The 22,325-nt window shown below is 58.0% G+C and carries 24 protein-coding genes; 11 read left to right on the top strand and 13 right to left on the bottom strand.

The features are described from left to right. The first annotated feature begins 49 nt into the window (after positions 1-49). Positions 50-1,495 carry a pyruvate kinase gene (pyk, locus tag ACR0BK_RS11790; protein WP_480554761.1) on the top strand — a complete coding sequence of 482 codons (1,446 nt, stop codon included), beginning with the start codon at positions 50-52 and terminating at the stop codon, positions 1,493-1,495. A gap of 32 nt (positions 1,496-1,527) precedes the next feature. Here pyk and ACR0BK_RS11785 read toward each other — a convergent pair whose 3' ends face one another. Next, on the bottom strand, positions 1,528-1,962 hold the full coding sequence (locus ACR0BK_RS11785) for an Lrp/AsnC ligand binding domain-containing protein (RefSeq protein ID WP_480554846.1): 435 nt from the start codon (positions 1,960-1,962) through the stop codon (positions 1,528-1,530). Between the two features lie 208 nt (positions 1,963-2,170). Here ACR0BK_RS11785 and ACR0BK_RS11780 point away from each other — a divergent pair, with 208 nt between their 5' ends. The 5 genes from ACR0BK_RS11780 (at position 2,171) to ACR0BK_RS11760 (ending at position 5,815) form a co-directional block, all read left to right on the top strand. Then, a complete protein-coding gene (locus ACR0BK_RS11780) occupies positions 2,171-2,608 on the top strand; it encodes a universal stress protein (RefSeq protein WP_480473950.1) in 438 nt (145 codons plus the stop codon). A gap of 13 nt (positions 2,609-2,621) precedes the next feature. Further along, positions 2,622-4,172 (top strand): alanine/glycine:cation symporter family protein, encoded by a 1,551-nt coding sequence (locus ACR0BK_RS11775; protein WP_480519384.1) that lies wholly within the window; start codon positions 2,622-2,624, stop codon positions 4,170-4,172. Between the two features lie 183 nt (positions 4,173-4,355). Next, positions 4,356-4,556 (top strand): 50S ribosomal protein L35, encoded by a 201-nt coding sequence (rpmI, locus tag ACR0BK_RS11770; protein WP_010443552.1) that lies wholly within the window; start codon positions 4,356-4,358, stop codon positions 4,554-4,556. A 15-nt stretch (positions 4,557-4,571) separates the two neighbouring features. Next, entirely contained in the window at positions 4,572-4,937 is a 366-nt protein-coding gene (gene rplT, locus ACR0BK_RS11765) for a 50S ribosomal protein L20 (protein ID WP_039523695.1), read from the top strand. Positions 4,938-5,005: 68 nt separating this feature from the next. Further along, positions 5,006-5,815: a hypothetical protein gene (locus tag ACR0BK_RS11760; RefSeq protein WP_480554759.1), complete on the top strand. Its 810-nt coding sequence runs from the start codon at positions 5,006-5,008 to the stop codon at positions 5,813-5,815. An 89-nt stretch (positions 5,816-5,904) separates the two neighbouring features. Here the strand turns inward: ACR0BK_RS11760 and ACR0BK_RS11755 are convergent, their stop codons facing one another. Continuing rightward, positions 5,905-7,296, bottom strand: a complete 1,392-nt coding sequence (locus tag ACR0BK_RS11755) for an aminotransferase family protein (RefSeq protein ID WP_209506068.1) — start codon at positions 7,294-7,296, stop codon at positions 5,905-5,907. A gap of 221 nt (positions 7,297-7,517) precedes the next feature. On the opposite strand from ACR0BK_RS11755, the gene ACR0BK_RS11750 reads away from it, so the two are divergent. Next, complete coding sequence (locus tag ACR0BK_RS11750) at positions 7,518-9,146, top strand: acyl-CoA synthetase (RefSeq protein ID WP_480546173.1); 1,629 nt, start codon at positions 7,518-7,520, stop codon at positions 9,144-9,146. Here the strand turns inward: ACR0BK_RS11750 and ACR0BK_RS11745 are convergent. The 8 genes from ACR0BK_RS11745 to hmgA form a co-directional block, all read right to left on the bottom strand. Further along, positions 9,143-9,478, bottom strand: a complete 336-nt coding sequence (locus ACR0BK_RS11745) for a DOPA 4,5-dioxygenase family protein (protein WP_480519392.1) — start codon at positions 9,476-9,478, stop codon at positions 9,143-9,145. The genes ACR0BK_RS11750 and ACR0BK_RS11745 overlap by 4 nt on opposite strands. Positions 9,479-9,564: 86 nt before the next feature. After that, positions 9,565-10,203 carry a maleylacetoacetate isomerase gene (maiA, locus tag ACR0BK_RS11740; protein ID WP_480519394.1) on the bottom strand — a complete coding sequence of 213 codons (639 nt, stop codon included), beginning with the start codon at positions 10,201-10,203 and terminating at the stop codon, positions 9,565-9,567. Positions 10,204-10,214: 11 nt separating this feature from the next. Next, positions 10,215-10,412, bottom strand: coding sequence for a DUF2783 domain-containing protein (locus tag ACR0BK_RS11735; RefSeq protein WP_480519396.1), 198 nt, complete (start codon positions 10,410-10,412; stop codon positions 10,215-10,217). 5 nt (positions 10,413-10,417) lie between these two features. After that, positions 10,418-12,028 carry an FAD-dependent oxidoreductase gene (locus ACR0BK_RS11730; protein WP_480554758.1) on the bottom strand — a complete coding sequence of 537 codons (1,611 nt, stop codon included), beginning with the start codon at positions 12,026-12,028 and terminating at the stop codon, positions 10,418-10,420. A gap of 134 nt (positions 12,029-12,162) precedes the next feature. Next, positions 12,163-13,113 carry an MBL fold metallo-hydrolase gene (locus ACR0BK_RS11725; protein ID WP_480554757.1) on the bottom strand — a complete coding sequence of 317 codons (951 nt, stop codon included), beginning with the start codon at positions 13,111-13,113 and terminating at the stop codon, positions 12,163-12,165. Positions 13,114-13,200: 87 nt separating this feature from the next. Further along, positions 13,201-14,457, bottom strand: a complete 1,257-nt coding sequence (gene fahA, locus ACR0BK_RS11720) for a fumarylacetoacetase (RefSeq protein ID WP_480554756.1) — start codon at positions 14,455-14,457, stop codon at positions 13,201-13,203. Positions 14,458-14,501: 44 nt separating this feature from the next. Then, positions 14,502-14,636, bottom strand: a complete 135-nt coding sequence (locus tag ACR0BK_RS11715; protein ID WP_480473942.1) for a hypothetical protein — start codon at positions 14,634-14,636, stop codon at positions 14,502-14,504. A gap of 36 nt (positions 14,637-14,672) precedes the next feature. Then, positions 14,673-16,028: a homogentisate 1,2-dioxygenase gene (gene hmgA / locus ACR0BK_RS11710; RefSeq protein ID WP_267365046.1), complete on the bottom strand. Its 1,356-nt coding sequence runs from the start codon at positions 16,026-16,028 to the stop codon at positions 14,673-14,675. Between the two features lie 57 nt (positions 16,029-16,085). On the opposite strand from hmgA, the gene ACR0BK_RS11705 reads away from it, so the two are divergent. The 3 genes from ACR0BK_RS11705 to ACR0BK_RS11695 all read left to right on the top strand — a co-directional run bounded on the left by ACR0BK_RS11705 (position 16,086) and on the right by ACR0BK_RS11695 (position 18,573). Then, a complete protein-coding gene (locus tag ACR0BK_RS11705; protein ID WP_480554755.1) occupies positions 16,086-16,538 on the top strand; it encodes a MarR family winged helix-turn-helix transcriptional regulator in 453 nt (150 codons plus the stop codon). Between the two features lie 39 nt (positions 16,539-16,577). Then, positions 16,578-17,849 (top strand): adenylate/guanylate cyclase domain-containing protein, encoded by a 1,272-nt coding sequence (locus ACR0BK_RS11700; protein ID WP_480473940.1) that lies wholly within the window; start codon positions 16,578-16,580, stop codon positions 17,847-17,849. 181 nt (positions 17,850-18,030) lie between these two features. Then, positions 18,031-18,573, top strand: a complete 543-nt coding sequence (locus ACR0BK_RS11695; RefSeq protein ID WP_480554754.1) for a hypothetical protein — start codon at positions 18,031-18,033, stop codon at positions 18,571-18,573. 46 nt (positions 18,574-18,619) lie between these two features. Here ACR0BK_RS11695 and ACR0BK_RS11690 read toward each other — a convergent pair whose 3' ends face one another. Continuing rightward, positions 18,620-19,429, bottom strand: coding sequence for a division plane positioning ATPase MipZ (locus ACR0BK_RS11690; protein WP_480473938.1), 810 nt, complete (start codon positions 19,427-19,429; stop codon positions 18,620-18,622). 486 nt (positions 19,430-19,915) lie between these two features. Here ACR0BK_RS11690 and ACR0BK_RS11685 point away from each other — a divergent pair, with 486 nt between their 5' ends. Continuing rightward, entirely contained in the window at positions 19,916-21,526 is a 1,611-nt protein-coding gene (locus ACR0BK_RS11685) for an MFS transporter (RefSeq protein WP_480554753.1), read from the top strand. Positions 21,527-21,580: 54 nt separating this feature from the next. Here the strand turns inward: ACR0BK_RS11685 and rpmE are convergent, their stop codons facing one another. Together rpmE and rplS are read right to left on the bottom strand one after the other, a co-directional pair. Further along, on the bottom strand, positions 21,581-21,802 hold the full coding sequence (gene rpmE / locus ACR0BK_RS11680) for a 50S ribosomal protein L31 (RefSeq protein WP_480473936.1): 222 nt from the start codon (positions 21,800-21,802) through the stop codon (positions 21,581-21,583). 11 nt (positions 21,803-21,813) lie between these two features. Then, entirely contained in the window at positions 21,814-22,197 is a 384-nt protein-coding gene (gene rplS / locus ACR0BK_RS11675; protein ID WP_480473935.1) for a 50S ribosomal protein L19, read from the bottom strand. Between the last annotated feature and the right edge of the window lie 128 nt (positions 22,198-22,325).

Below are 22,325 nucleotides of genomic sequence, written 5' to 3'. Positions count from 1 at the left end.
GCAAAAGCTGATCTGCGCAATCTGAACCGGCATGAGGAGGTCAAGACCAATGCGACGCCTGAGGAATGTAAAAATCGTGGCGACGCTGGGACCGGCGTCCAGTGACTATGACACCATTCGTGCCCTGCACGAGGCCGGGGCGGATGTGTTCCGTCTAAACATGAGCCACGGCAGCCATGATGAGATACGTGAACGCCACAGGATCATTCGGCGGGTTGAAAAGGATCTGGACAGCCCAATTGCCATTTTGGCCGATCTTCAGGGCCCCAAGCTGCGGGTTGGTGTTTTTGCAAATGATACGGAGGAGCTGGAAGAGGGCGCGGCGTTCCGTCTGGACCTTGATTCAGCCCCCGGCGACATCACCCGCGTGTGCCTGCCGCATCCCGAGATTTTTGCAGCCCTTGAACCGGGCGCGTGCCTTCTGGTCAATGACGGCAAGATTCGCCTGATCGTTCAGGATTGCGGCCAAGACTTTGCCAATTGCACGGTCGAAGTCGGCGGTACGATCTCGAACCGCAAGGGCGTGAACGTCCCGGATGTGGTGCTGCCGCTGGCGGCCTTGTCGGCGAAGGACCGTGATGATCTGGAGTTTGTGTGCCAACTGGGTGTCGATTGGCTGGCGTTGAGCTTTGTTCAGCGTGCGAAAGATGTGTTCGAGGCCCGCGCGCTGGCTGATGGACGCGCCGCGATCCTGTCGAAGATCGAAAAGCCCGCCGCGGTCGAGGCGTTCGACGACATCCTTGATGCCTCGGACGGTATCATGGTGGCACGGGGCGATCTGGGTGTGGAACTGCCGGTATCCGCGGTGCCGCCCATTCAAAAAAGGCTGGTCCGCAAGTGCCGTAGTGCCGCCAAGCCGGTCATTGTCGCCACCCAGATGCTGGAAAGCATGATCGAAAGCCCGATGCCCACCCGTGCCGAAGTGTCGGATGTGGCCACCGCGATCTATGAGGGCACGGACGCCATTATGCTCAGTGCGGAATCGGCGGCAGGTGCTTATCCGGTTGAGGCTGTGCAGACCATGAATGAGGTCGCCATCGAGGTCGAGGCCGACCCGACCTATTCCCAGATCATCGCTGCGTCCCGGACGGCAAAAGGAAGCACTGTGGCCGATGCCATCGTCGCGGCTGCCCGCGAGATTGCTGAAAAGACCGATATCAAAGCCATCTGCTGCTTTACGCAAAGCGGAACGACCGCCTCATTGACAGCCCGCGAACGTCCCGGTGTTCCGATCATCGCGATGACATCGTTGATGGGGACCGCGCGCAGGCTTTGCCTGAGCTGGGGGTGCAACTGCGTCATGACACCCGAACTTCAGCGGTTCAAAAGCGCCGTGGTCAACGCGGCCCGCGCGGCGCGGGCAGGGGGGTTTGCAACCGAAACCGACCAGATCGTGGTTACGGCCGGTGTCCCCTTCAACGTTCCTGGCACCACCAACATTTTGCGGGTGGCCCCTTGTGATGAACGGCTGATCTACAGCACGGATCCGGAATAACCGCACCCCGACACTCGGGCCCGAGTGTCATGTCAGCCAACCGGCTCTTTTACAATCTCCATAACTGTAAAAGAGCTGGTCTGATGTATCCCCGGCAGCTTGTTGATCTTCTCGCCCAGAACCAGCCGGAAATGTGCAATATCGCGCGTTCGAACGGTCAAGAGATAATCAAACGATCCCGCCACCATCAGGCAGCTTTCGATTTCCGACACATTCCGAACAGCCTCATTGAATTTCACAAGGGATTGTTCCGCAGTTGCGACCAGGGATACCTGCACCACGGTCAGCAGCGCCAGCCCCATCCTTTCCTTGTCGACAATGGCTCTGTACCCCTTGATATAGCCATTCTTCTCAAGTCGTTTTACACGCTCGGAACAGGGCGTATTGGTAAGGTTTACGCGCGTCGCCAACTCAACTATCGAGAGCCGGCCATTGGCCTCCAGCTCGTACAGGATGCGTTGATCGATATTGTCTAAATCTCTGCTAATCAGTAAAATTCCCTGTATTTTTGGCGCAATTCGATAAATTACACTGAAAATGGCCCAAAAAAATCTCCAATTCCTAGTGAAATTTCCTAATACTTACCAAAGGGCGGTCTTGTTGAAAAGTTCCAAGTTCCGGCCGCCCTGCCGGGGGCGTGGGCCCCGGCCTTAACAACAAAAACGGAGGAACGAAATGACAACAAAGATTGTCATAGGACTCGACGGGACTGAAACCGGCGAGCGTGCGATTGCCTTTGCCAAGGATTTGGCAAAGCTGATCGGAACGTGCGATTTGCTGGTCGCTTATGTGATCGAATGGTCACCTTACACATTCCAGACACCTGAAGAAAACGCCCAGCGCCACAAGCGCCGCGAAGAAGAGGTTGATCTGGCGTTGTCGCGTGTCGTGACACCAGCCGTAGAGGCCCTCAGGGCAGCGGGTTTCGAGGCGCAGGGCATTGTGCGCCATGGCGATGTGGCGGAAACGCTGAACGCCATCACTGTCGAAAACGGAGGCTCGCAAATCGTCGTGGGCCGGGCATCTGCGGACGGGATCAAGAAACGCCTGTTCGGCAGTTCGACGCAATATCTGGTGATGCATGCCGACGTTCCGGTTACGGTCGTGAACTGAGGGGAGGGCTAAAATGAGAACGCTAAAAACACTTGGCGCCGTAACGGCCGCCACCATTGCCGCCAGCCCTGCCCTTGCGCAAGAGGCGCCGGGACTGGACGAAAAAATCAATCAGGCCTTTGCAAACCTGACCGGGCCGTTTGTCAGCTTCATATTTGCACCGCTGCCCGGAACCAGCTTTCCGTGGATCGTTATGTGGCTGGTCATCGCTGCATCGGTTTTCACGCTGTATTTCGCGCTTGTGCAGTTGCGGTTTTTTGGTCACGCGATCAGCCTTGTCAAAGGTGACTATTCCGATCCCAACGACGCGGGCGAGGTCAGCCACTTTCAGGCATTGGCCACGGCGCTGTCCGGCACTGTGGGCCTGGGGAACATCGCGGGCGTGGCCGTTGCCATTGGCATCGGTGGGCCAGGCGCAACCTTCTGGATGATCCTTGCGGGTCTTCTGGGCATGGCATCGAAGTTCACCGAATGTACGCTGGGCGTGAAATACCGCAATGAATACGAAGACGGCACCGTTTCAGGTGGCCCGATGTATTACATGTCCAAGGGCTTCGACGAGCTGGGCCTGCCCGGTGGTAAGATCCTGGCGGTGCTGTTCTCGATCTTCTGTATTCTGGGCGCGTTGGGCGGCGGGAACATGTTCCAGGCTAACCAGGCGCATCAGCAGATCGCCGGTATCGTTGGCGACTATCCGGGCTGGATTACCGGTATTGTTTTTGCCGCGGTCGTGTTCATGGTCATTGTTGGCGGTCTGAAATCCATCGCTCGGGTGACTGAAAAGGTCGTGCCGTTCATGGGTGTGCTGTATGTCGCCACCGCACTGGTCATCATCGCGATGAATGCGGACATGATCGGCTGGGCCTTTGGTCAGATCTTTGCCGGTGCCTTCACGGGGCTGGGCGTAGCAGGGGGCATGGTCGGCGCGCTGATCCAGGGCTTCAAGCGCGCGGCATTCTCGAACGAGGCGGGCGTTGGCTCGGCGGCGATTGCGCACTCGGCGGTTCGGACCAAGGAACCGATAACCGAGGGTTTTGTATCGCTGCTTGAACCGTTCATCGATACCGTCGTGATCTGTACCATGACGGCACTGGTGATCATCATCACGCAACAGCTGATCATCGACCCTGAAACCGGCAACTACATGCTGAACGAGGCGGGTTCCGCCATCGCAACAGTGGATGGCAATTCCGGCGTCAGCCTGACCTCTGCCGCCTTTGCCAGCGCGTTCAGCTGGTTCCCGTACATCCTTGCGATCGCGGTGATCCTGTTTGCCTTCTCGACAATGATCAGCTGGTCCTACTATGGCCTGAAGGCCTGGACCTACCTGTTCGGAGAAGGTCACACAAAAGAGCTGATCTTCAAGATCATCTTCTGCGTCTTCGTGGTGATCGGCGCTGCAGCCAACCTCGGTCCGGTTATCGACTTCTCGGATGCGGCGATCTTTGCGATGGCGGTTGTGAACGTCTTTGCCCTCTACTTCCTGATGAAAGTGGTGCGGCAGGAACTGGCGTCCTACTCCGCAAGGCTGAAGAGCGGTGAAATCCGCAAATTTGAACACTAAGTCCAATCACCGGGGCGGCTTGTGTCGCCCCGGTGCCTGACCAGCCTGCAAAAAGCATAGATTCTGGTCCAAACCCCCTTGCCAGTATGACCGAACTTGCGTAAACGGCGCTTCTGATCGCGTGACCGGCCGAGATGGCATGCCGAGTCGCGTCTGAAACCGAACCCGGAAAAGGAGACGGAAATGCCTAAGATGAAGACCAAATCAAGCGCCAAGAAGCGCTTCAAGGTGACTGCGACCGGTAAGGTCCTTGCTGGCCAGGCCGGCAAACGGCACGGCATGATCAAGCGGACCAAGAAATTCATCCGCGATGCCCGTGGCAACACCACCCTGTCCGCCCCCGACGCAAAGATCGTCAAGGGCTACATGCCCTACGACCGCTAAGAGGAGATGTAAGAGATGTCCCGCGTTAAAGGTGGAACCGTAACTCACGCCCGTCACAAGAAGATCATCAAGGCCGCAAAAGGCTATTATGGTCGTCGCAAGAGCAACTTCAAAGTCGCAACTCAGGCCGTCGACAAGGCCAACCAGTACGCGACCCGTGACCGCAAGAACCGCAAGCGCAACTTCCGCGCGCTGTGGATCCAGCGGATCAACGCTGCTGTGCGCAGCCATGACGAGGCTCTGACATATTCCCGCTTCATCAACGGTCTCAACCTGGCCGGTATCGAAGTGGACCGCAAAGTTCTGGCCGACCTGGCCGTGCACGAACCGGAAGCGTTCGGCGCGATCGTCGCCAAAGCTCAGGCTGCTCTGGCTGCCTGAACCTCTGAAAAGAGACAGTGAAAGAAAGGCCGTCCCCTTGGGGCGGTCTTTTTCTTTGGCAGAAACCCGTGGATTTCCGCATCAACCAAGTATGGTATTCCATTCTGGATAATGCACGTAATTGCTGTAATTATATAATCAACTTCTCTTTTGGATTGAATGGAATTACCAGAATGCCTTTTTGCCTAAAATTAATACAAGCTCTTATTGTTCTGACTGCTACGTTAGTCGGTTACTCTGATGAAGCGCGGTCGCAGGACGCTATCACAGAGCCCGATACTCCGGACGTGTTGGTTGAAACCTTTGACGGAGAAGACCAGACGCTCATGCTGGGCGGGCAGATTGACTTTCAGTCGGTCAAGTCGCCGTGGGCGTTTTATGTGGCCGATGGCAAGCTTGTGATGGAAAATAGGCAGGATACCCGCAGTCTTCAGTTCAACGATGTGGCATGGGTAAATTTTCCAGGATCGGACTCGTTGGAGAGTACGCAAGACATGGTGATATCTGCCGTTGTGGGCGGAGAGTTTTCCGGAAAAAGCGGGGTTGGCATTCTGGTTGGCAGCGGGAAAGCGGGAAAATATGTGGTATTTGCCGTGGACGGCAAGGGGCGCTTCCACGTTCTGCAAAAAGACGGACGTCAGTTGCGCGTCGTGCATGCGGGCACTCATGACGCGATTTTTCTCGAGTCTCCGAACAAGTTGTCCTTTAAGGTGCGAGGCGCGCATGTTGTCTTCTATGTCAACGGAACAAAGGTCATTCAAACGCTGTTTTCAAAACGAACGTCCTCGGGCGCGGACGGTCGCGCGGGAATTGGCCTCGCAGCATTCGGAACCGGCAGGTTTGAATTTGACGAAGTCGAAATCAAGAGGGTGAACTGAGACTGGACTTCTGCACTTGAATGAACCGGCGCTGAGCGCGCCGGTTCAGAGAATTGGAGATTCTAAGATCAGCGGTTAGTCGGCTTGGATCATCCAAAAACACGCCCCAGCGCGCCGTCAACCGCGTCGGTGATCTGGTCGATGTCATCGGCCGTAGCAATCAGCGCAGGCGAGAAGCACAGCGTGTTGTTGCGACCGGGGATCGAGCGGTTGGTGACGCCGATGATCACGCCCTGCGCCATACAGTCGGCGGTAACGGCCTGCGCCAGTTTCTCGTCCACCGGCTCTTTGGTGCCACGATCCACAACCAGTTCGGCCCCCAGGAACAGGCCCTTGCCGCGCACATCGCCGATGACCTTGTGCTTGTCCATCAGCGCCAGAAGGTTGTTCGTCATACGCGCGCCCATGTCCGTGCAGTTCTGCAACAGGTTTTCATCCTGAATGATGCGCATGTTCTCAATGGCCGCTGCCGGACCAGCGGTGCACCCACCAAAGGTCGAGATATCGCGGAAATAGTTCATTGGATCCGCGGCATCGTCTTTGAACAAGTCAAAGACTTCCTCGGTGGTGACCATGCAGGCAATCGCGGCATAGCCCGATGCAACGCCCTTGGCCATGGTCACGAAATCGGGCTTGATACCGTATTGCTGGTACCCGAACCACGTGCCGGTGCGGCCCACGCCACAGACAACCTCGTCGATATGCAGCAGCACGTCGTATTTCTTGCAGATCTCCTGCACGCGCTGCCAGTATCCTTCAGGCGCTTCGATCACACCGCCGCCCGCTGTCACCGGCTCAAGGCACAGCGCACCTACTGTATCAGGGCCTTCGCGCAGGATGACGGCTTCAATCTGATCTGCGGCCCATTCGCCGAAATTCTCTTCGGGTGCGCCGTCCAACTCGTGCTTGCGATATTCCATGCAATGCGGCACGCGCACGAAATCAGGGGCGAAGGGGCCGTATTGCGCTGTGCGCTCGTCCTGACCGCCTGCCGACATGGTCGCCAGCGTCGAGCCGTGATAGTCTCGGTCGCGGTACAGGATTTTGGTTTTCTTGCCGCCGTATTTCTTGTGCGCGATCTGGCGCACCATCTTGAACGCCTTCTCGTTCGCCTCGGAACCTGAGTTGGTGTAATAGACGCGGCTCATGCCCGGCATCTTGTCGATCAGTTGCTCGGCAAACAGCGCACCCGGGATGGAACCGGCCGAATTGGCGAAATAGCACAGCTTCATCAGCTGGTCGTAAACCGCCTTGCAGATCGATTCGCGGCCATAGCCGACATTGACGGTCCAGACGCCGCCGGAAACCGCATCCAGATGCTCTTTGCCTTTCTGGTCCCAGACACGCATGCCCTTGCCCTCGACAATGATGCGTGGGTCATTGGTTTCAAAGGGTTTATGCTGGATCAGATGGTGCCAGATATGGGCGCGGTCGGCCTCGACCACGCGGGAAAGATCGTTTTCGTTGAACGTGCCGTCCATGACATGTCCTTTCAGTGAGGAAGCGGTGCACGGGATATGGAAATGCCTCATCCCGGCATGTGTTTAAGATGCTTCAGATCACCGCGAAAGCCCGGATGTAGATAGGGCCAGATCGTATCATCCCGTATCGCCAGTCAGTTTTGCCGCCGTATTTCTACGGGTTTGTCAGAACGCGAACTTTGTGCTCAATTCGCCCAAACTGCGTTTCGGGAGGACAGCGGATGGCAGCGACACATATCTACGAGCGTCATTTGGACAAATGCCGGGCAAATTACACACCCCTGTCGCCCCTTACGTTCATTGAACGGACGGCGCAGGTCTACCCGGATTATCCATCCGTGGTTTATGGGGATCGCCGGTATTCCTGGGCTGAAACCTATGCCCGTTGCCGGCGTCTGGCGAGTGCGTTGACAGCGCGTGGGATTGGACGGGGCGATACCGTTTCGATAATCGCGGCCAACATCCCGGAAATGTACGAGGCGCATTTTGGCGTGCCCATGACGGGCGCTGTTCTGAACGCAATCAACACGCGGCTGGATGCGCCGATTGTCGCATTCATCCTGAACCATGCCGAAGCCAAGGCGCTGCTGGTTGACCCCGAGTTTTCGGATGTGGTGAAAGATGCGCTGCAACAGGTCGATCATGACATTCTGGTCATCGATATCGAAGACCCCACCTTCGACGGCGGTGAAAAGCTGGGCCGCCTGACCTATGATGCCCTGCTGGCCGAAGGCGACCCCGCGTTTGACTGGTCACTGCCAGCGGACGAATGGGACGCGATCACCCTGAATTATACCTCGGGCACCACGGGCAACCCCAAGGGCGTGGTTTACCACCATCGCGGCGCGACCCTGAATGCGCAGTCCGATTTGCTGGACTGGGATATGCCCAAGCATTCGGTCTATTTGTGGACTCTGCCGATGTTCCACTGCAACGGCTGGTGCTTCCCGTGGGCCATGGCAGCCAATGCAGGTGTTTCCGTTTGCTTGCGCGCGGTGCGGGCCGAACCGATCTATGCTGCTTTCCGGGACGAGAAAGTGACCCACTTCTGCGGTGCGCCGATCGTTCTGAATATGCTGGCCCACGCTCCGGATGAGTTGAAGGACTTTGACCACCAGATCAAGGTGATGACGGCAGGTGCCCCGCCGCCTGCGGCCGTGATCGAAGCGATGGAGGCGATGGGTGTCGAGGTCACGCATGTCTATGGCCTGACCGAAACCTATGGGCCTTCGGTTGTCTGCGCATGGAAAGACGAATGGAACAGCAAAGGGCCTGAAGACCGCGCGGCCCTCAAGGTGCGGCAAGGGGTGCGCTATACAGCGTTGTCCGGACTGATGGTGGCCGACCCGGAAACGCTGGAACCGGTTCCGGCTGATGGCGAAACCATGGGTGAGATATTCATGCAGGGCAACGTGGTGATGAAAGGATACCTCAAGAATCCCGACGCTACCGACAAGGCCTTTCACGGTGGCTGGTTCGCGTCCGGTGATCTGGGCGTCATGCACCCCGATGGCTATATCGCGCTCAAGGACCGTTCAAAGGACATCATCATCTCGGGCGGCGAGAATATCTCATCTGTCGAGGTCGAAGGTATCCTCTACAAGCATCCGGCGGTGATGGAGGCTGCAGTGGTGGCCCGTCCCGATGAGAAATGGGGCGAAACGCCCTGCGCCTTTGTCGAGTTGAAACCCGGCGCAGCCGCAACCGAGGCAGAGCTTATCGCCTTCTGTCGCGACCGGATGGCCCATTTCAAGGCACCCAAAACGGTTGTGTTCGGCACCCTGCCCAAGACATCAACCGGCAAGGTGCAGAAATTCGTTCTGCGGGATCAGGCACGGGCGCTGGGTTAAAGGTTGTCGAAGATCGACAGGTCCAACGCCAGCATCTCACCCATCCAGATCGCGCGGTCGCGGTGATCCTCCAGATGTTCACCGGTTTCCGGGTGCGTGAAGACCGTCAGGCCCTGCCGGTTCAGCATCAGCCATGGGATGACTTGGTCGAATGCGCTGGCAGCAAAGCCCAGCTGGCAGCTCCAGCGCGAATGGGGGCCGACGTTTCGGGCGTGCATCCGGCCCATTTGAACAGGGAACAGGCGGGCCGCCTCTTCACAGACCTGTCGCGCGGTGTCCTGCGTGTCGGCGTCGAAATAGACATGGGCGTGATAGCCGGTGATCTCGGGCATAGGAACCTCGTCTGCTTTGTTGGCTCAAAGCTAAGGCCTAAAAGGAAAAAAACCTAGCTGCGCATGCACACAGGGTCTGTGCAATGTTAACCCTGCGCATGTGCGTCGGGATGTGCCGCGACAAAGGCCGGGTGATTGGCGCAGGCCTCTTCAACCCGCAGCAGGCGGGGCATATCCGACAGATCAACCTGCCACCGGCGCGCGTTATAGATCTGCGGGATCAGGCAGAGGTCGGCGAGACCGGGCTTTGACCCAACACAGTAGGGGGCCTGTTCGAAATCCCCCAGCATGGTTTCAAACGCCTGCAACCCGGGTTTGATGAAATGCCGCATCCAGTCGCCGGGCATGTCGGGGGCATTATGGCTTAGGGTCGTAGCATAGCGCGCAACCGACAGGTTGCAGACTGGGTGGATGTCGACCGCAATCGCATAAGCCAGTGCCTGAACACGCGCACGTTCCGCCGGATCATCAGGCAGAAGGTTCAACTGCCGGGTCCGGTCCAGATAGTCGAGGATGGCCAGCGATTGCGTCAACCGCAGCCCGTCAATATCCAGAACCGGCACAAAGCCCTGCGGGTTTCGAGCGATATGTTCATCGCTCTTTTGTGCGCCGCCGACCAGATCGACAACAACCGGGCGATACGCGATCCCGGCCAGATTCAGGGCGATCCGCACCCGGTAACTGGCCGAGGACCGCCAATAGTCATAAAGGACGACGTCGCTCACGTCCGGGCCTGTCAATTGTCAGTCAAAGCGGCAGCGCGAAGGGCGTCCGTCAGCACTGCACTGTCACCGATGTGGTTGGCCAGCACCAGCACCAGCCGCGCATTCAGCGCGTCGCTGTCGGCTTTTTCCAGGCCCTCATGTGCGGCCAGAAGTTCGGCATAGAAGTCATCGGCGTCTTTGATGTTCGGGGTTAGGATCAGGTCTGACATAGGGCTTACTCCTTACCGCAGGCTCTGCGGATCGCGTGCCGGAAGGTGTTTTCTTCGTAACTGTCACGCCGGGCGGCCACATGCTGGTCCGGGCGGATCAGATAGACTGCGCTGGTCGCGTCGCCCAGATAGCGGCGTTTGAGGGCCAGCGTCATGTCATCCTTGACCGACAGCGCCAGTCGCGTGACCTCGATCCCGTCTTCTTCCAGGGCATCAGGGGCGTCTGCATCGACGGTCAGAAGCGTGAACTTGCCTGCAAGCTTGGGCAGCAGAAACTCGTCACCAAGCGGAGCGTCGGGACAGGCCGAGCCCGGTCGCGTTCCGGCGGGGCCGTTCAGCGCGTCCGCAGAATTCAGCGAAGATCCATCATAGGTGCAGGGCTGGCTCAGGCGGCCAGAATTCACCAGCGGGCGCGCGAAGTCATAATGCTCGCTCAGGTCCAGTACCGCATCGCGCAGGATCCGCGACATCTCGGATTTCGGGGTGATGAAATCGGTCGACCGGCTGGAATTCAGGATGTTCTCGTCCGCCCCGTACACGCGTTCGGCGTTGTAGCTGTCCAGCAGAGTTTCAGGTGCTTTCCCGTCCAGAACCAGCTTCAGTTTCCAACACAGGTTGTCGGTGTCCTGAAGGCCGGAATTGGCCCCGCGCGCGCCAAAGGGGCTGACCTGATGCGCGCTGTCGCCCGCAAACAGGACACGGCCCTTGCGGAAGCTTTCCATGCGACGGCACTGGAACGTATAGATCGAGACCCATTCTAGCTCAAACTCGACATCATCGCCCAGCATCGCCTTGAGGCGGGGGATCACGTTCTCGGGGCGCTTTTCGCGTTCCTTGTCGATATCCCAACCCAGCTGCAAGTCGATGCGCCATACATTGTCGGGCTGTTTATGCAACAATGCGGATTGCCCGCGATTGAACGGCGGATCGAACCAGAACCAGCGTTCAGACGGAAAATCGGCATCCATGATCACGTCTGCAATCAGGAAGTTGTCTTCGAAAATCCGTCCTTCGAAATCAATGCCCAACATCCGCCGGGCGGGGGAGGTCGCGCCATCACAGGCAATCAGCCAATCGGCTTCGATTGTGTAAGGTCCTTCGGGCGTCCCGACCTCCAGCCGCACGTGATCGTCATGCGTGCCAATCGCCTCGACCTTGTTGCGCCCGCGTATCTCAATCGGTGCGCCTTCTGCCTGCAACTCGCGGACCCGTTCAACGAAATAGTTCTCAAAATGGTATTGCTGAAGGTTGATGAAGGCAGGGTTGGCATAACCTTGTTCCGGTTGCAGGTTGAAGTCATAGACCTGTCGGTCATCGAAGAACACCTTGCCCCGATCCCACAGGACGCCCTTGTCGACCAGTCGGCGTCCGCATCCCAGCCGGTCGGCAATTTCCAGCGTGCGTTGCGAGAAACAGATGGCGCGGCTGCCGAAACTGACCTTGTCATTCTCGTCCAGAACCACGACGTCGACCCCTTGCTGCGCCAGATCAATCGCGGCGGCCAGACCAACCGGACCCGCGCCGATCACGATAACCTTGTGCCGAACCGGCGTCGGGCTGTCCTGATCGGGGCTGCGTTCATAGCCGTAAAGCGGAGTTTCAAAGATCTTGTTCATGGGCTTCCCCCCAAGCAGATGCGCCAAAGTGCTGCATGTCCTGTGCCCCGGCAGCACGTGCCGAAGCCTTTGGCATATGGTTTCACTGAATCCCGCCGCCTAAAACGATCTGGATCAAACTGGGCCGTTTTTCCTTACCCCTGCAGGGCCTCCCACATCTCAAGATCGCGTTGGGCGGTCCAGATGCGAGGCGTGTCGATACCGCGGGCTTCGTCATAGGCGCGGGCGACGTTGAACGGCAGGCAGTGTTCGTAGATCGCGTAACTGGCGAATTTAGGGTCACATTCGGCGCGGACTGCGTCCCAAGCCTCTTTCAGGCTGCCACCGCGCGCCGCAACCTTGGCTGCGGGGCGGTAGGTGCTTTCGACGAAATCGCGGGTGTTTTCGATGGCGGCATTGACCATGTCCTTGCCAACCAGCGCGTCGCCGCGTCCCGGTGCGATGGCGTCGACATCGAACCACTTGATCTCGTCCAGCGTGTCGCCCCAGTCGCTGAAATGCCCGTCGCCGCAATAGCAGGCCGAGTGATATTCGACGATGTCGCCGGTGAACATCACGTTCTGGTCAGGCACATGGATGACGATATCACCGGCGGTATGGGCGCGCCCCAGATGCATCAGGTCGATCCGGCGGTTGCCCAGATAAACGGTCATCGTGTCGCTGAATGTGGTTGTGGGCCAGGTCAGACCGGGGATGCTTTCATGCCCTTCGAACAGGCGCGGGAAGCGCTGGAATTCGCTGTCCCAGTCTTCCTGACCGCGTTCAACCACCATGGCGCGGGCCATGTCGGACATCAGGATCTGTTGTGCGCCAAAAGCGCTGGCACCCAAAACCCGCACCGCGTGATAATGGGTCAGCGCCACGTGGGTGATCGGCTTGTCGGTCACAGACCGCACGCATTCGATCACCTTGTTGGCCAGGCGCGGGGTCGCCTGCGCCTCGACGATCATCACGCTGTCATCGCCGATGATCACGCCCGAGTTCGGGTCACCCTCGGCGGTGAAAGCATAGAGCCCCTCGCCCACTTCGGTGAACGAGATTCTCTTTTCCGACATGTCCCCCTGGGACGCGAATGCTTTGGCCATCTTGGTTTTGTCCTTTTGCGGTTGCGCGGAAGGCAGGGATTGGATGCCTCCGGCGGGAGTATTTGGGAAAAGATGAAGCTCAGTGCGTCATCGCTCGAATGGGGAATTGAGTGCAGGCAGAACGGTGCCGGTGCAGTCGCCGAACCCGATCGTATAGCCGTCGCCCCTGGCCGCGCCGGTCAGGGTCATCGTGTCGCCGTCTTCGATGAAGCTGCGGGTTTCACCTGTGTTCAGCGTCAGCGGCTCTTTCCCACCCCAGCTAAGTTCCAGCAACGATCCGCGTTCGGGCTTGGTTGGTCCGGATATGGTGCCTGACCCCAGCAGGTCGCCGGTGTTCATCGGGCATCCCGATGTGGTGTGGTGGGCCAATTGTTGCGCGGCGGAATAATACATCTGGTTGTAGTTGGTCCGCGCGATGGTCGTGGCGTCTTTGCCTTCGGGTGCCATGGTGACGGCCAGATCGATGTCATAAAGCATCGGGCCGCAATCCTTGAGGTGGTCCAGCAGCGCGAACTCGCGGGCTGGCGTATCACAGCGGAACGGCTCGAGGGCTGCCTTGGTCACGATCCAAGGGCTGATCGAGGTTGCGGTTGCCTTGGCCTGAAACGGACCCAGCGGCTGGTATTCCCAGGCCTGTATATCACGTGCCGACCAGTCGTTCAGCAGAACGTAGCCGAAGATGTGGTCGTCAGCTTCCTGAACCGTGATCGGGCCATCCGAGGGCGTGCCGACAATCGCACCCATCTCCAACTCGATATCAAAGCGGCGGCTGGGCAGGAAGGCGGGCAGGTCCTGATCGGGGGATTTCAGCTGTCCCCAAGGGCGACGGATATCCGTGCCGGACACCACGACCGAGGACGCCCGTCCGTTATAACCAATCGGAATGTGCAACCAGTTCGGCGGCAGCGCGTTTTCCGGGCCACGAAACATGGTGCCCACGTTGAAGGCATGGTTCCGCCCGGCATAGAAATCGGTGTATTCGCTGACCGCGAAGGGCAAGTGCATCTCGGCTTCGGCCTGTGGTACAAGCAGCGGTTCGACCTTGCTTTGTTCGTCCGAGCCGTCCGCCAGAAGGCTGATCAGCCGCTCACGCAGGGCGGTCCAGACAGCGGGGCCTTCTTCCATCAGGGGGTTCCAGAACGGCAGATCGAACAGCGGTTCATCGGTCAGGGTGATCAGGCCTTCGGCTTCGGCCGCGGTAACGTCCAGGATCATGTCGCCAATGGCCACACCGCAGCGTGGATCATCGCCTTCAGTCGAGAAGACACCGTAAGGCAGGTTGTTCAGTGGAAACGGATGCGCCGCGTCGTTGGCCGAGGCCACCCAGGATTTCATCAAAGGCATATTTTGCCCCTATTTTGTTGTACTTGGTACGTGGTTCGAAACGATCATAACCCCTGAAAGACAGGCGCCAAAGCCCAGAACGGGCGCGGTTGCGGCAGGTCGGCTGCCAAGGCCCCGTCTTTGTTTTCCGGTTGCAGCGACAGTACGCCTGCAACCGGAATGGGTATGTTCATCGCCATCAGGACGGGTGCTGTCCGGGTAACCCAGTCTGAGGGTCACTTCTTGCCCGGTGTGCCGTCGAACTTCTTCTCTAGCGATGTCCAGCAATCGATATAGTCGTCCTGCAACGGTGCCTCATTGGCGGCAAACGGCGTCAGGTGCTGGGGGAACCGGGTTTCGAACATGAACGACATCGTCTGGTCCAGCTTTTCCGGCCCCAGATTGGAATAGGATGCTTTGTCAAAGGCTTCCCTGTCGGGGCCATGCGGGATCATCATGTTGTGCAGACTGGTGCCACCGGGAACGAAGCCCTGCGGTTTCGCATCATATTGACCGTAGATGTTGCCCATCAGTTCCGACATGATGTTCTTGTGATACCACGGTGGGCGGAACGTGTCTTCCATCACCATCCAGCGTTCGCGGAACAGGACAAAGTCAATATTTGCGGTGCCGGGCTGGCCCGAGGGCGCCGTCAGAACGGTAAAGATCGACGGGTCGGGATGGTCAAACAGGATCGCGCCGACCGGGCAATAATTGCGCAGATCGTATTTGTAGGGCGCATAATTGCCGTGCCACGCCACCACATCCAGCGGGCTGTGTCCGATTTTCGTGGTGTGAAACTGGCCGCACCATTTGATCGTCACGGTCGAAGGGGTTTCACGATCCTCATAGGCAGCGACCGGAGCTTTGAAATCGCGCGGGTTGGCCATGCAGTTGGCCCCGATCGGGCCGCGACCCGGCAGTTCAAACTTCTGGCCGTAATTCTCGCACACAAAGCCACGTGCCGGGCCTTCCAGAACTTCAACCCGGTACAGCAGTCCACGCGGGATGATCGCGATTTCCTTGGGCTCAAGGTCAATGATTCCCAGTTCGGTCGCAAAGCGCAGGCGTCCTTCCTGTGGCACCACCAGCAACTCGGAATCAGCCGAGAAGAAATAGTCGTCGACCATGGATTCGGTAACCAGATAAATGTGGCAGGCCATGCCAACCTGGGTGTTCACATCCCCGGCCGTCGTCATGGTCCGCATCCCGGTCATCCAGTTCAGACCTTCATCGGAATGCGGCACCGGGTCCCAGCGATACTGGCCCAGGCTGATCACGTCCGGGTCGATGCACGGGGCCGATTTCCAATAGGGCAAGTCGATCTTTTCGTAACGGTGCGAATGCTTTACCGACGGGCGAATACGATAGCACCAGGTGCGTTCAGGCGGGTTGGCGGTAAAGGCCGTGCCGCTCAGCTGTTCACCGTAAAGTCCGTAGTTGCACCTTTGCGGGCTGTTCATCCCCTGCGGCAGCGCATCGGGCAGCGCCTCGGTTTCAAAGTCGTTGCCAAAGCCGGGCATGTAACCGGCATGGGTACCAACAGGCGTCGCTGCTTGCGTCAATGAATGCGGATCCGTCGGACGGTTCATTACGTATTCCTCCGTTTGCTGCTTGTCGGTTAATAGTTGATTTTGTAACTAACAAGCATGACACACGACGAATCTGAAAAAAATGATGACTTTTTCTTGCAGAATTTTCTGCCGTTTCTGCTGAACCAGGCAGCCGAGCGCGCCTCGTTGGAATTTCAGGCTGTCTACAAGGGACGGTACGGAATGCTCAGAACCGAATGGCGGGTGCTGTTCCATCTGGGGCTGTTTGGCGAAATGACCGCCAAGGAAATTGGTGAACGGGCCGGAATGCACAAAACCAAGATCAGCCGTGCAGTTGCCAAGCTCGAGGAGCGCCGGTACCTGAAACGCACACGGGACGAGGCTGATCGGCGGGCGGAATGGCTGACGCTGACACCAGCCGGGCAAGCCGTGTATCGCGACTTGTACGGGGTGGCCGCAAGCTATGACGCCAGGCTGTCGGGTCTGTTCAGCGAAAAAGATGCCGCCTTGCTGCGCCAGATGTTGCGACGGTTGGCTGGCGTGGATTGACCACTGGTAATTGGCGCCTGCCGTCCCCAGATGTGTGTCATGCTTGATACGGAATTTGAAATGACGTCATTTGAACCTGCCAAGGTATCCACACACACCCTGATCGACTGGTTGGTCCAAAAGGGGCTTGAGGGTGCCGGGCAGGAAGAGTTGCTGGAAGGGTTCTGCACCAGTCTGGTCGATATGGGCATTCCGCTGATGCGGTTTCATGCGGCGCAGTCAACCTTGCACCCGGTTTATGGCGGAACCGGATATAGCTGGTACAAAAGCACCGGCGGTGAATCCGAGAAGTTTGAAAACACGGATACGCCCAGCGAAATGTGGCAACAAAGCCCGCTTTATGCGCTGCTGAACGAGGATCTGGATGAAATCCGGGTCAAACTTGTCGACCATAATGAACCCAGCCGCTTTCCATTGTTGAACGACCTGAGAGAGGTTGGGGCGACCGATTATTATGCCACCGGCATCTCGTATGAGGGGGCGGGAAAGATGCGCCCCGACGGTACCAAAAAGGTCAGTGATGGCGTCCTGATGTCCTGGACCAGCGATGCGCCGTCCGGGTTTGATGACAGAGATCTCAGGCACATTCATGCGGTATTGCCGCATCTGGGGCTGGCGCTCAAATCCGCCAAGAACCAGAACCTGACCGAAGACCTGATGCGGGTCTATCTGGGTCGTGATGCCGGGCGCCGCGTCCTGTCGGGTGAGATTCGTCGCGGATCATTGCAGCAGATCGATGCGGTGATCTGGAATTTCGATCTGGAAGGGTTCACCAACCTGTCAGAAGACCTGCCGGGCCACGAGATCATCGACATGCTCAATGATTACCTGGCCGTGGCCGTGGGCGTTGTGCACGACAAGGGTGGGAATATCCTGAAATTCATGGGCGATGGGCTGATGGCCATGTTCGATGTCGGCGAAATCGACGAGGACGCCCGTGCCGCGCTCAGCGCGGTGCCCTTGCTGCAAGCCCGTATGGATGAATTGAACGCCAGACGTCAGGCGCAGGGGCTGCCGGTTGCGAATTTCACGCTGGCCCTGCATTCCGGCGAAATCCTGTATGGCAATATCGGGTCCGAAACACGGCTGGATTTCACGGTGATCGGCCCCGCCGTCAATCAGGCCGCCCGCATCGCGGGAATGCACCGGTCGCTGGGTCAGCGAATCCTGATCTCGGACGACGTCGCGGTCGCGGCACGCCCCTGCGCGCAAGACCTCATCTCGGTCGGGCGCTACATGCTGCGCGGGGTGAACGAACCCAAAGAGCTGTTCACGGTATACAGTCCCGGCGGGCCATCAGTTACCGGGTGAAACCGAGGCTGCTCCGTTCAGCGGTTCCAAAGCTGAAAGCCGTGAGGGAGCACATTTGTTCTGCCGGACAAGAACGGCGGGTTGGAGCGGATGTTCGAGGGCAGTGAGGCCTTGAACGAAGGGCTGGTTTGAGGCCTTCTTTGACATTGAGAATAGGTGCTGAGCGTGCGATGCACGAAGCATGGGCACGAATAACTTTCTACGAGCACAAAGAGGCCAAGCTACAAAACGGCAGCGCTGGCAAGCTGGGGCGTTAGTTGAGATTCCAATAGCTGAAAACTGTTGGGCATATGGGCAACTTGGGGAAGAGTATTTCGTCGCGGTTTTTGAAGGATATTTCTCAGAGCGCCCGGCAATCAAAGATCTGATTCACCTACCAATATTGTTCAAGTCCTTTGTCTACCGTGACGTTATTAGCAGAGGTTTTTGGCTGAAAGTTGGCTGGGTTGAGCCTCGAAGTGATGTGATGAAGGAAGACTACCGTTTCAAGCAGGACAATGTTTCCGGGGCTCTTTCGCTTTATCATTCAGACTTTGCGGAGCAAGGCTGGGAACGGCCAGCGCTTCTGAGCGAGTGCCTTGGATTGGAATGCGTTGCTGTTTGGGAGGCAAGTCATGTTGAAGACCGGATCGTCGCTGCTCGTAATGACCACGAATGTAAATGGGTCAGTTCCTTGGCGATTGATGTGCCAAGAGTTCCCGCACACCAGAACGACATTCATTGACGATAGATATCCGCTTCGTCCGCGTCCCAGCCCCCAATACAGCTGATCAGAAATCGACTTCGACACCCGGCAGGTTCAGCTCTCGCATCATGTCGCGCAGTTCCTGCCGTGCTGCGATGTTCGAGATGTTCAGCTGTTTGACGCCAATATCCTTGAGGTCCAGCAGGGTCAGGCCGCGGGGAAACAGTTCGCGAAAGATCACCCGTTCGGAAAAGCCCGAAGCGACGCGGAAGCCGATGCGCTGCGACAGCATTTCGATCGCGCGCTGCATCTTTTCCTTGTTGACCATGCGCTGGGTGCCGACGCGGTTGCGCACAACGACCCAGTCGATGGGCTTCAGCCCGGCCTGCGCCCGCAATTGCCGGGCGTTCCAGACCATCTCGGAATAGACGGACGGGCCAAGGATTTTCTCACCCTTTGAATCAATCCGCGCCAGCAGGTCAAAATCGATGAAGCTGTCGTTCAAAGGGGTGATCAGCGTGTCGGCTAGCGAATGCGCCACCTGGCTCAGCCGAGTATGAGAGCCGGGGCAGTCGATCAGGATAAAGTCGCTGTCGCTTTCCAGTTGCGACACGGCAGCAGACAGGCGGTGGTCATAAATGTTCTCGCCCGGTTTCAACGTGCTGGCATCAATCTCGGGCAGGTCGTGATGGCGTGGGCCGGGCAGCGTCAGGCCCGAGCTTTTCAGAAAGTTGTTACGGTTCTCGAAATACCGTCCAAGGCTGCGCTGCCGCAGGTCCAGATCCAGCGTGCTGACCTTGTGCCCCAGTCGAGCCAGCGCGGTTGCCACATGCATCGACACGGTCGATTTTCCAGCGCCGCCTTTTTCGTTCCCGACCACAATGATATGTGCCATGCTTGTATTCCCAAGTCTTGCCGTGTTTGACTACACGTTGTTGGCACCCACTATATGTTGTGTCGCCTGCGATGAAAAGAACCTCAAGCGGCGCTTTTGGGCATTATCGGACTCTATTTTGGAAAACACAGCGCCGTGCGCGGGTTACGGGAAGGCACCAGTCTGGTGATCTGCCTTGATCGGCTATCCGATCACGGTCTTGGCAGCGATATCGCCGTGTCGGCGCCTAGTCCCAAACATCTTGAACAACCGCTGCCTGCAACGATCCGCACTGGAATCAATCGCGCCGTTTGCCTGATTCACACATGTACAGATCGCCCTCCCAAAGGGTCCTTTCGCGGTGACGCCGCTTGGTCCGGATCGTGAAAACTATGCGGGGGGCGGAAAATTTGGTTAAATACCAAACAGATTTCCACCGAATAACCTTGCAGGCTTTGCACGGGTCCTCTTCGGTTCATCTTCAAAGCAGGTGAAAGGGGCATAGGCATGCCGGACACTGCTGCGGACAGTTCAGGCGGTTCACGCGTCGTTCTTGCAATGACGGCCATTTGCATGATGGTTGTTGGCTTCAACACAACCGCTGTTGCGACCATCCTTCCATATCTGAAGGCCGAGTTCGATCTGACGCCCTCGGGTCTGCAATGGGTGATGGCGATCTATACGGTGGCCAGTGCGACCCTTGTGACGATTGTAAGTCGGCTTGGGGATATCACGGGCAAGATGGGTGTCTTTTTCTTTGGTATGATCGTGTTTGCCTGTGGCTCTGCTTCTGTGCTGTTTTCACAGAATGCAGCGATGCTGCTGATCGGGCGTGGCGCGCAGGGGGCAGGGGCTGCGGCCCTGTTCGGCACCTCATTGTCCCTGCTGACCGCCGCAACGCCCGAGGAACAACGGGCCAGCGTAACCGGTGTGTGGGGCGCAATCGTGGGCCTTGCGATAGGCGTCGGGCCCATAGTCGGGGGAAGCTTTGCCAACTTTCTAAGCTGGCGCGGGGTGTTCGCCACAGACCTTGTGCTGCTTGCCATTGCGTTTGTGATCGGCCTGCAGGTCAGCAGGAAAAACTATGTCCCGGATACGCGCCTTCAGGGTGCGAAATTCGATACCGCAGGGGCGATTGCCATTGTGTTGCTGCTGGGTCCATTGTCTTTCGCACTCAGCAACGGTGAGGCACACGGATGGGACAATGCCCTGACCATCGTTCCTTTAGGTGTCGCCGCTTTGGCGGCTGTCTGTCTGGTTATTACCTCGCGGCGCAGCGACGATCCGCTGGTCGAGTTCCGGTACTTCCGGCACCCGCGCTATCTTATGGCAGCAACGGGGATGTTCTTTGCGGGATTTGCGTTGTTCTGTTTCTTTGTCTACTTCAACGTGTTCGTCCAGTCCCCGGATGCGTTCGGCTATTCACCGGTTGAGGCGGGCGTGGCAATCCTACCGCTGAGCCTGAGCATGTTTGTCATTTCCGTCACCGCGCCGCGCCTGCTTGCGCCATACAGTTTCCAATGGCCGGTGAGTGCTGCAATGGGGTTGATGGCCTGCGGCTTCCTGCTTTTGACAACAACCTCGAACATCGACAGCTATGCTGAAATCTGGTGGAAACTGATCATTGTGGGGGTTGGCATCGGCATCTGTTTTTCGTTGCTGCCCCGTCTTGGGCTTCGGTTGCTGCCCGACGAACATGTCGGACAGGGGTCCGGGGTGATCAACGCATTCCTGTATTTCGGGGCCACGATGGGATCGGTTGTCGGCGGTCTGGCCGAAGCTCTGACCATCCGCTCGGGCCTGTCAGAAGTCATCACCGCGCTGCCCGCCGGATCGACGCAGCGCGACGACCTTGCGCGCGCCCTGACACATGGCACGGCAACACAGGTGGAACAGCTGATTGCCGGGCTTGACCCGTCAACTGGTTCAGCGCTGGCCGGGGCGCTGCGTGATCTGCGGGATAATGCCTTTGATGCGGCGATGCTCATGGCCGCGATCGCCGCCAGTATCGGGCTGGTGATCGCGCTGCTTCTGTTGCGCGGTCCGGTTCCGCCATTGCACGACGCGGCTGAACTTACAAAACCAAAGGATCAGAAACCGGGGAAAAAAGGGGCCTGAAACGAAAGAAGGCCGCCCTTTGGCGACCTTCCTTTGAAAGACTTTGGCAAAGGTTTAGAAACCCAGACCTTCGTATTTCTTCTTGAACTTCGACACGCGGCCGCCAGCGTCCAACAGGCGCGACGAACCACCGGTCCATGCAGGGTGTACCGAAGGGTCGATCTCCAGTGCCAGCTGGTCGCCTTCGCTGCCCCAGGTGGATTTCATCTGAACGATGGTGCCATCGGTCATCTTGACGTCGATGACGTGATAATCGGGATGGATGTCTTTTTTCATCTTTCCGCTCCTTACGCTTCGGCGCCAGCTTTGGGCTTGTAGTTGGAAACCTCTGCGATACGCGCGGATTTGCCGCGACGGGTGCGCAGATAGTACAGTTTGGCGCGACGAACGCGGCCGCGGCGGACAACGGTGATGCTGTCGATATTGGTCGAATACAGCGGGAATACACGCTCCACGCCTTCGCCAAACGAAATCTTGCGAACGGTGAACGAACCGGCAATGCCGCTGCCGTTGTTGCGCGCGATGCAGACGCCTTCGTAGTTCTGCACACGGGTGCGCGACCCTTCGGTCACCTTATAGCCGACACGGATAGTGTCACCGGCTTTGAAATCAGGGATGTCTTTCCCCAGGGCGGCAATCTGTTCCGCCTCAAGCTGTGCGATCAGGTCCATCGCAGTTTCTCCTATCTGCTCGTGGTTAGTCCACGAAGTTGGGCACGGCCTGAGAGCTCTTGGTCTTCACCGGGTCCTGCGTACAGCCCGCCAGAGGTCAGATCGAATGTTCCTTTGGTCTGGCCTGA

This window comes from Ruegeria sp. AF1 (assembly GCF_056542125.1).
Note: the sequence above shows the minus strand (reverse complement) of the source record. Positions and strands in the feature narration are given on the sequence as shown.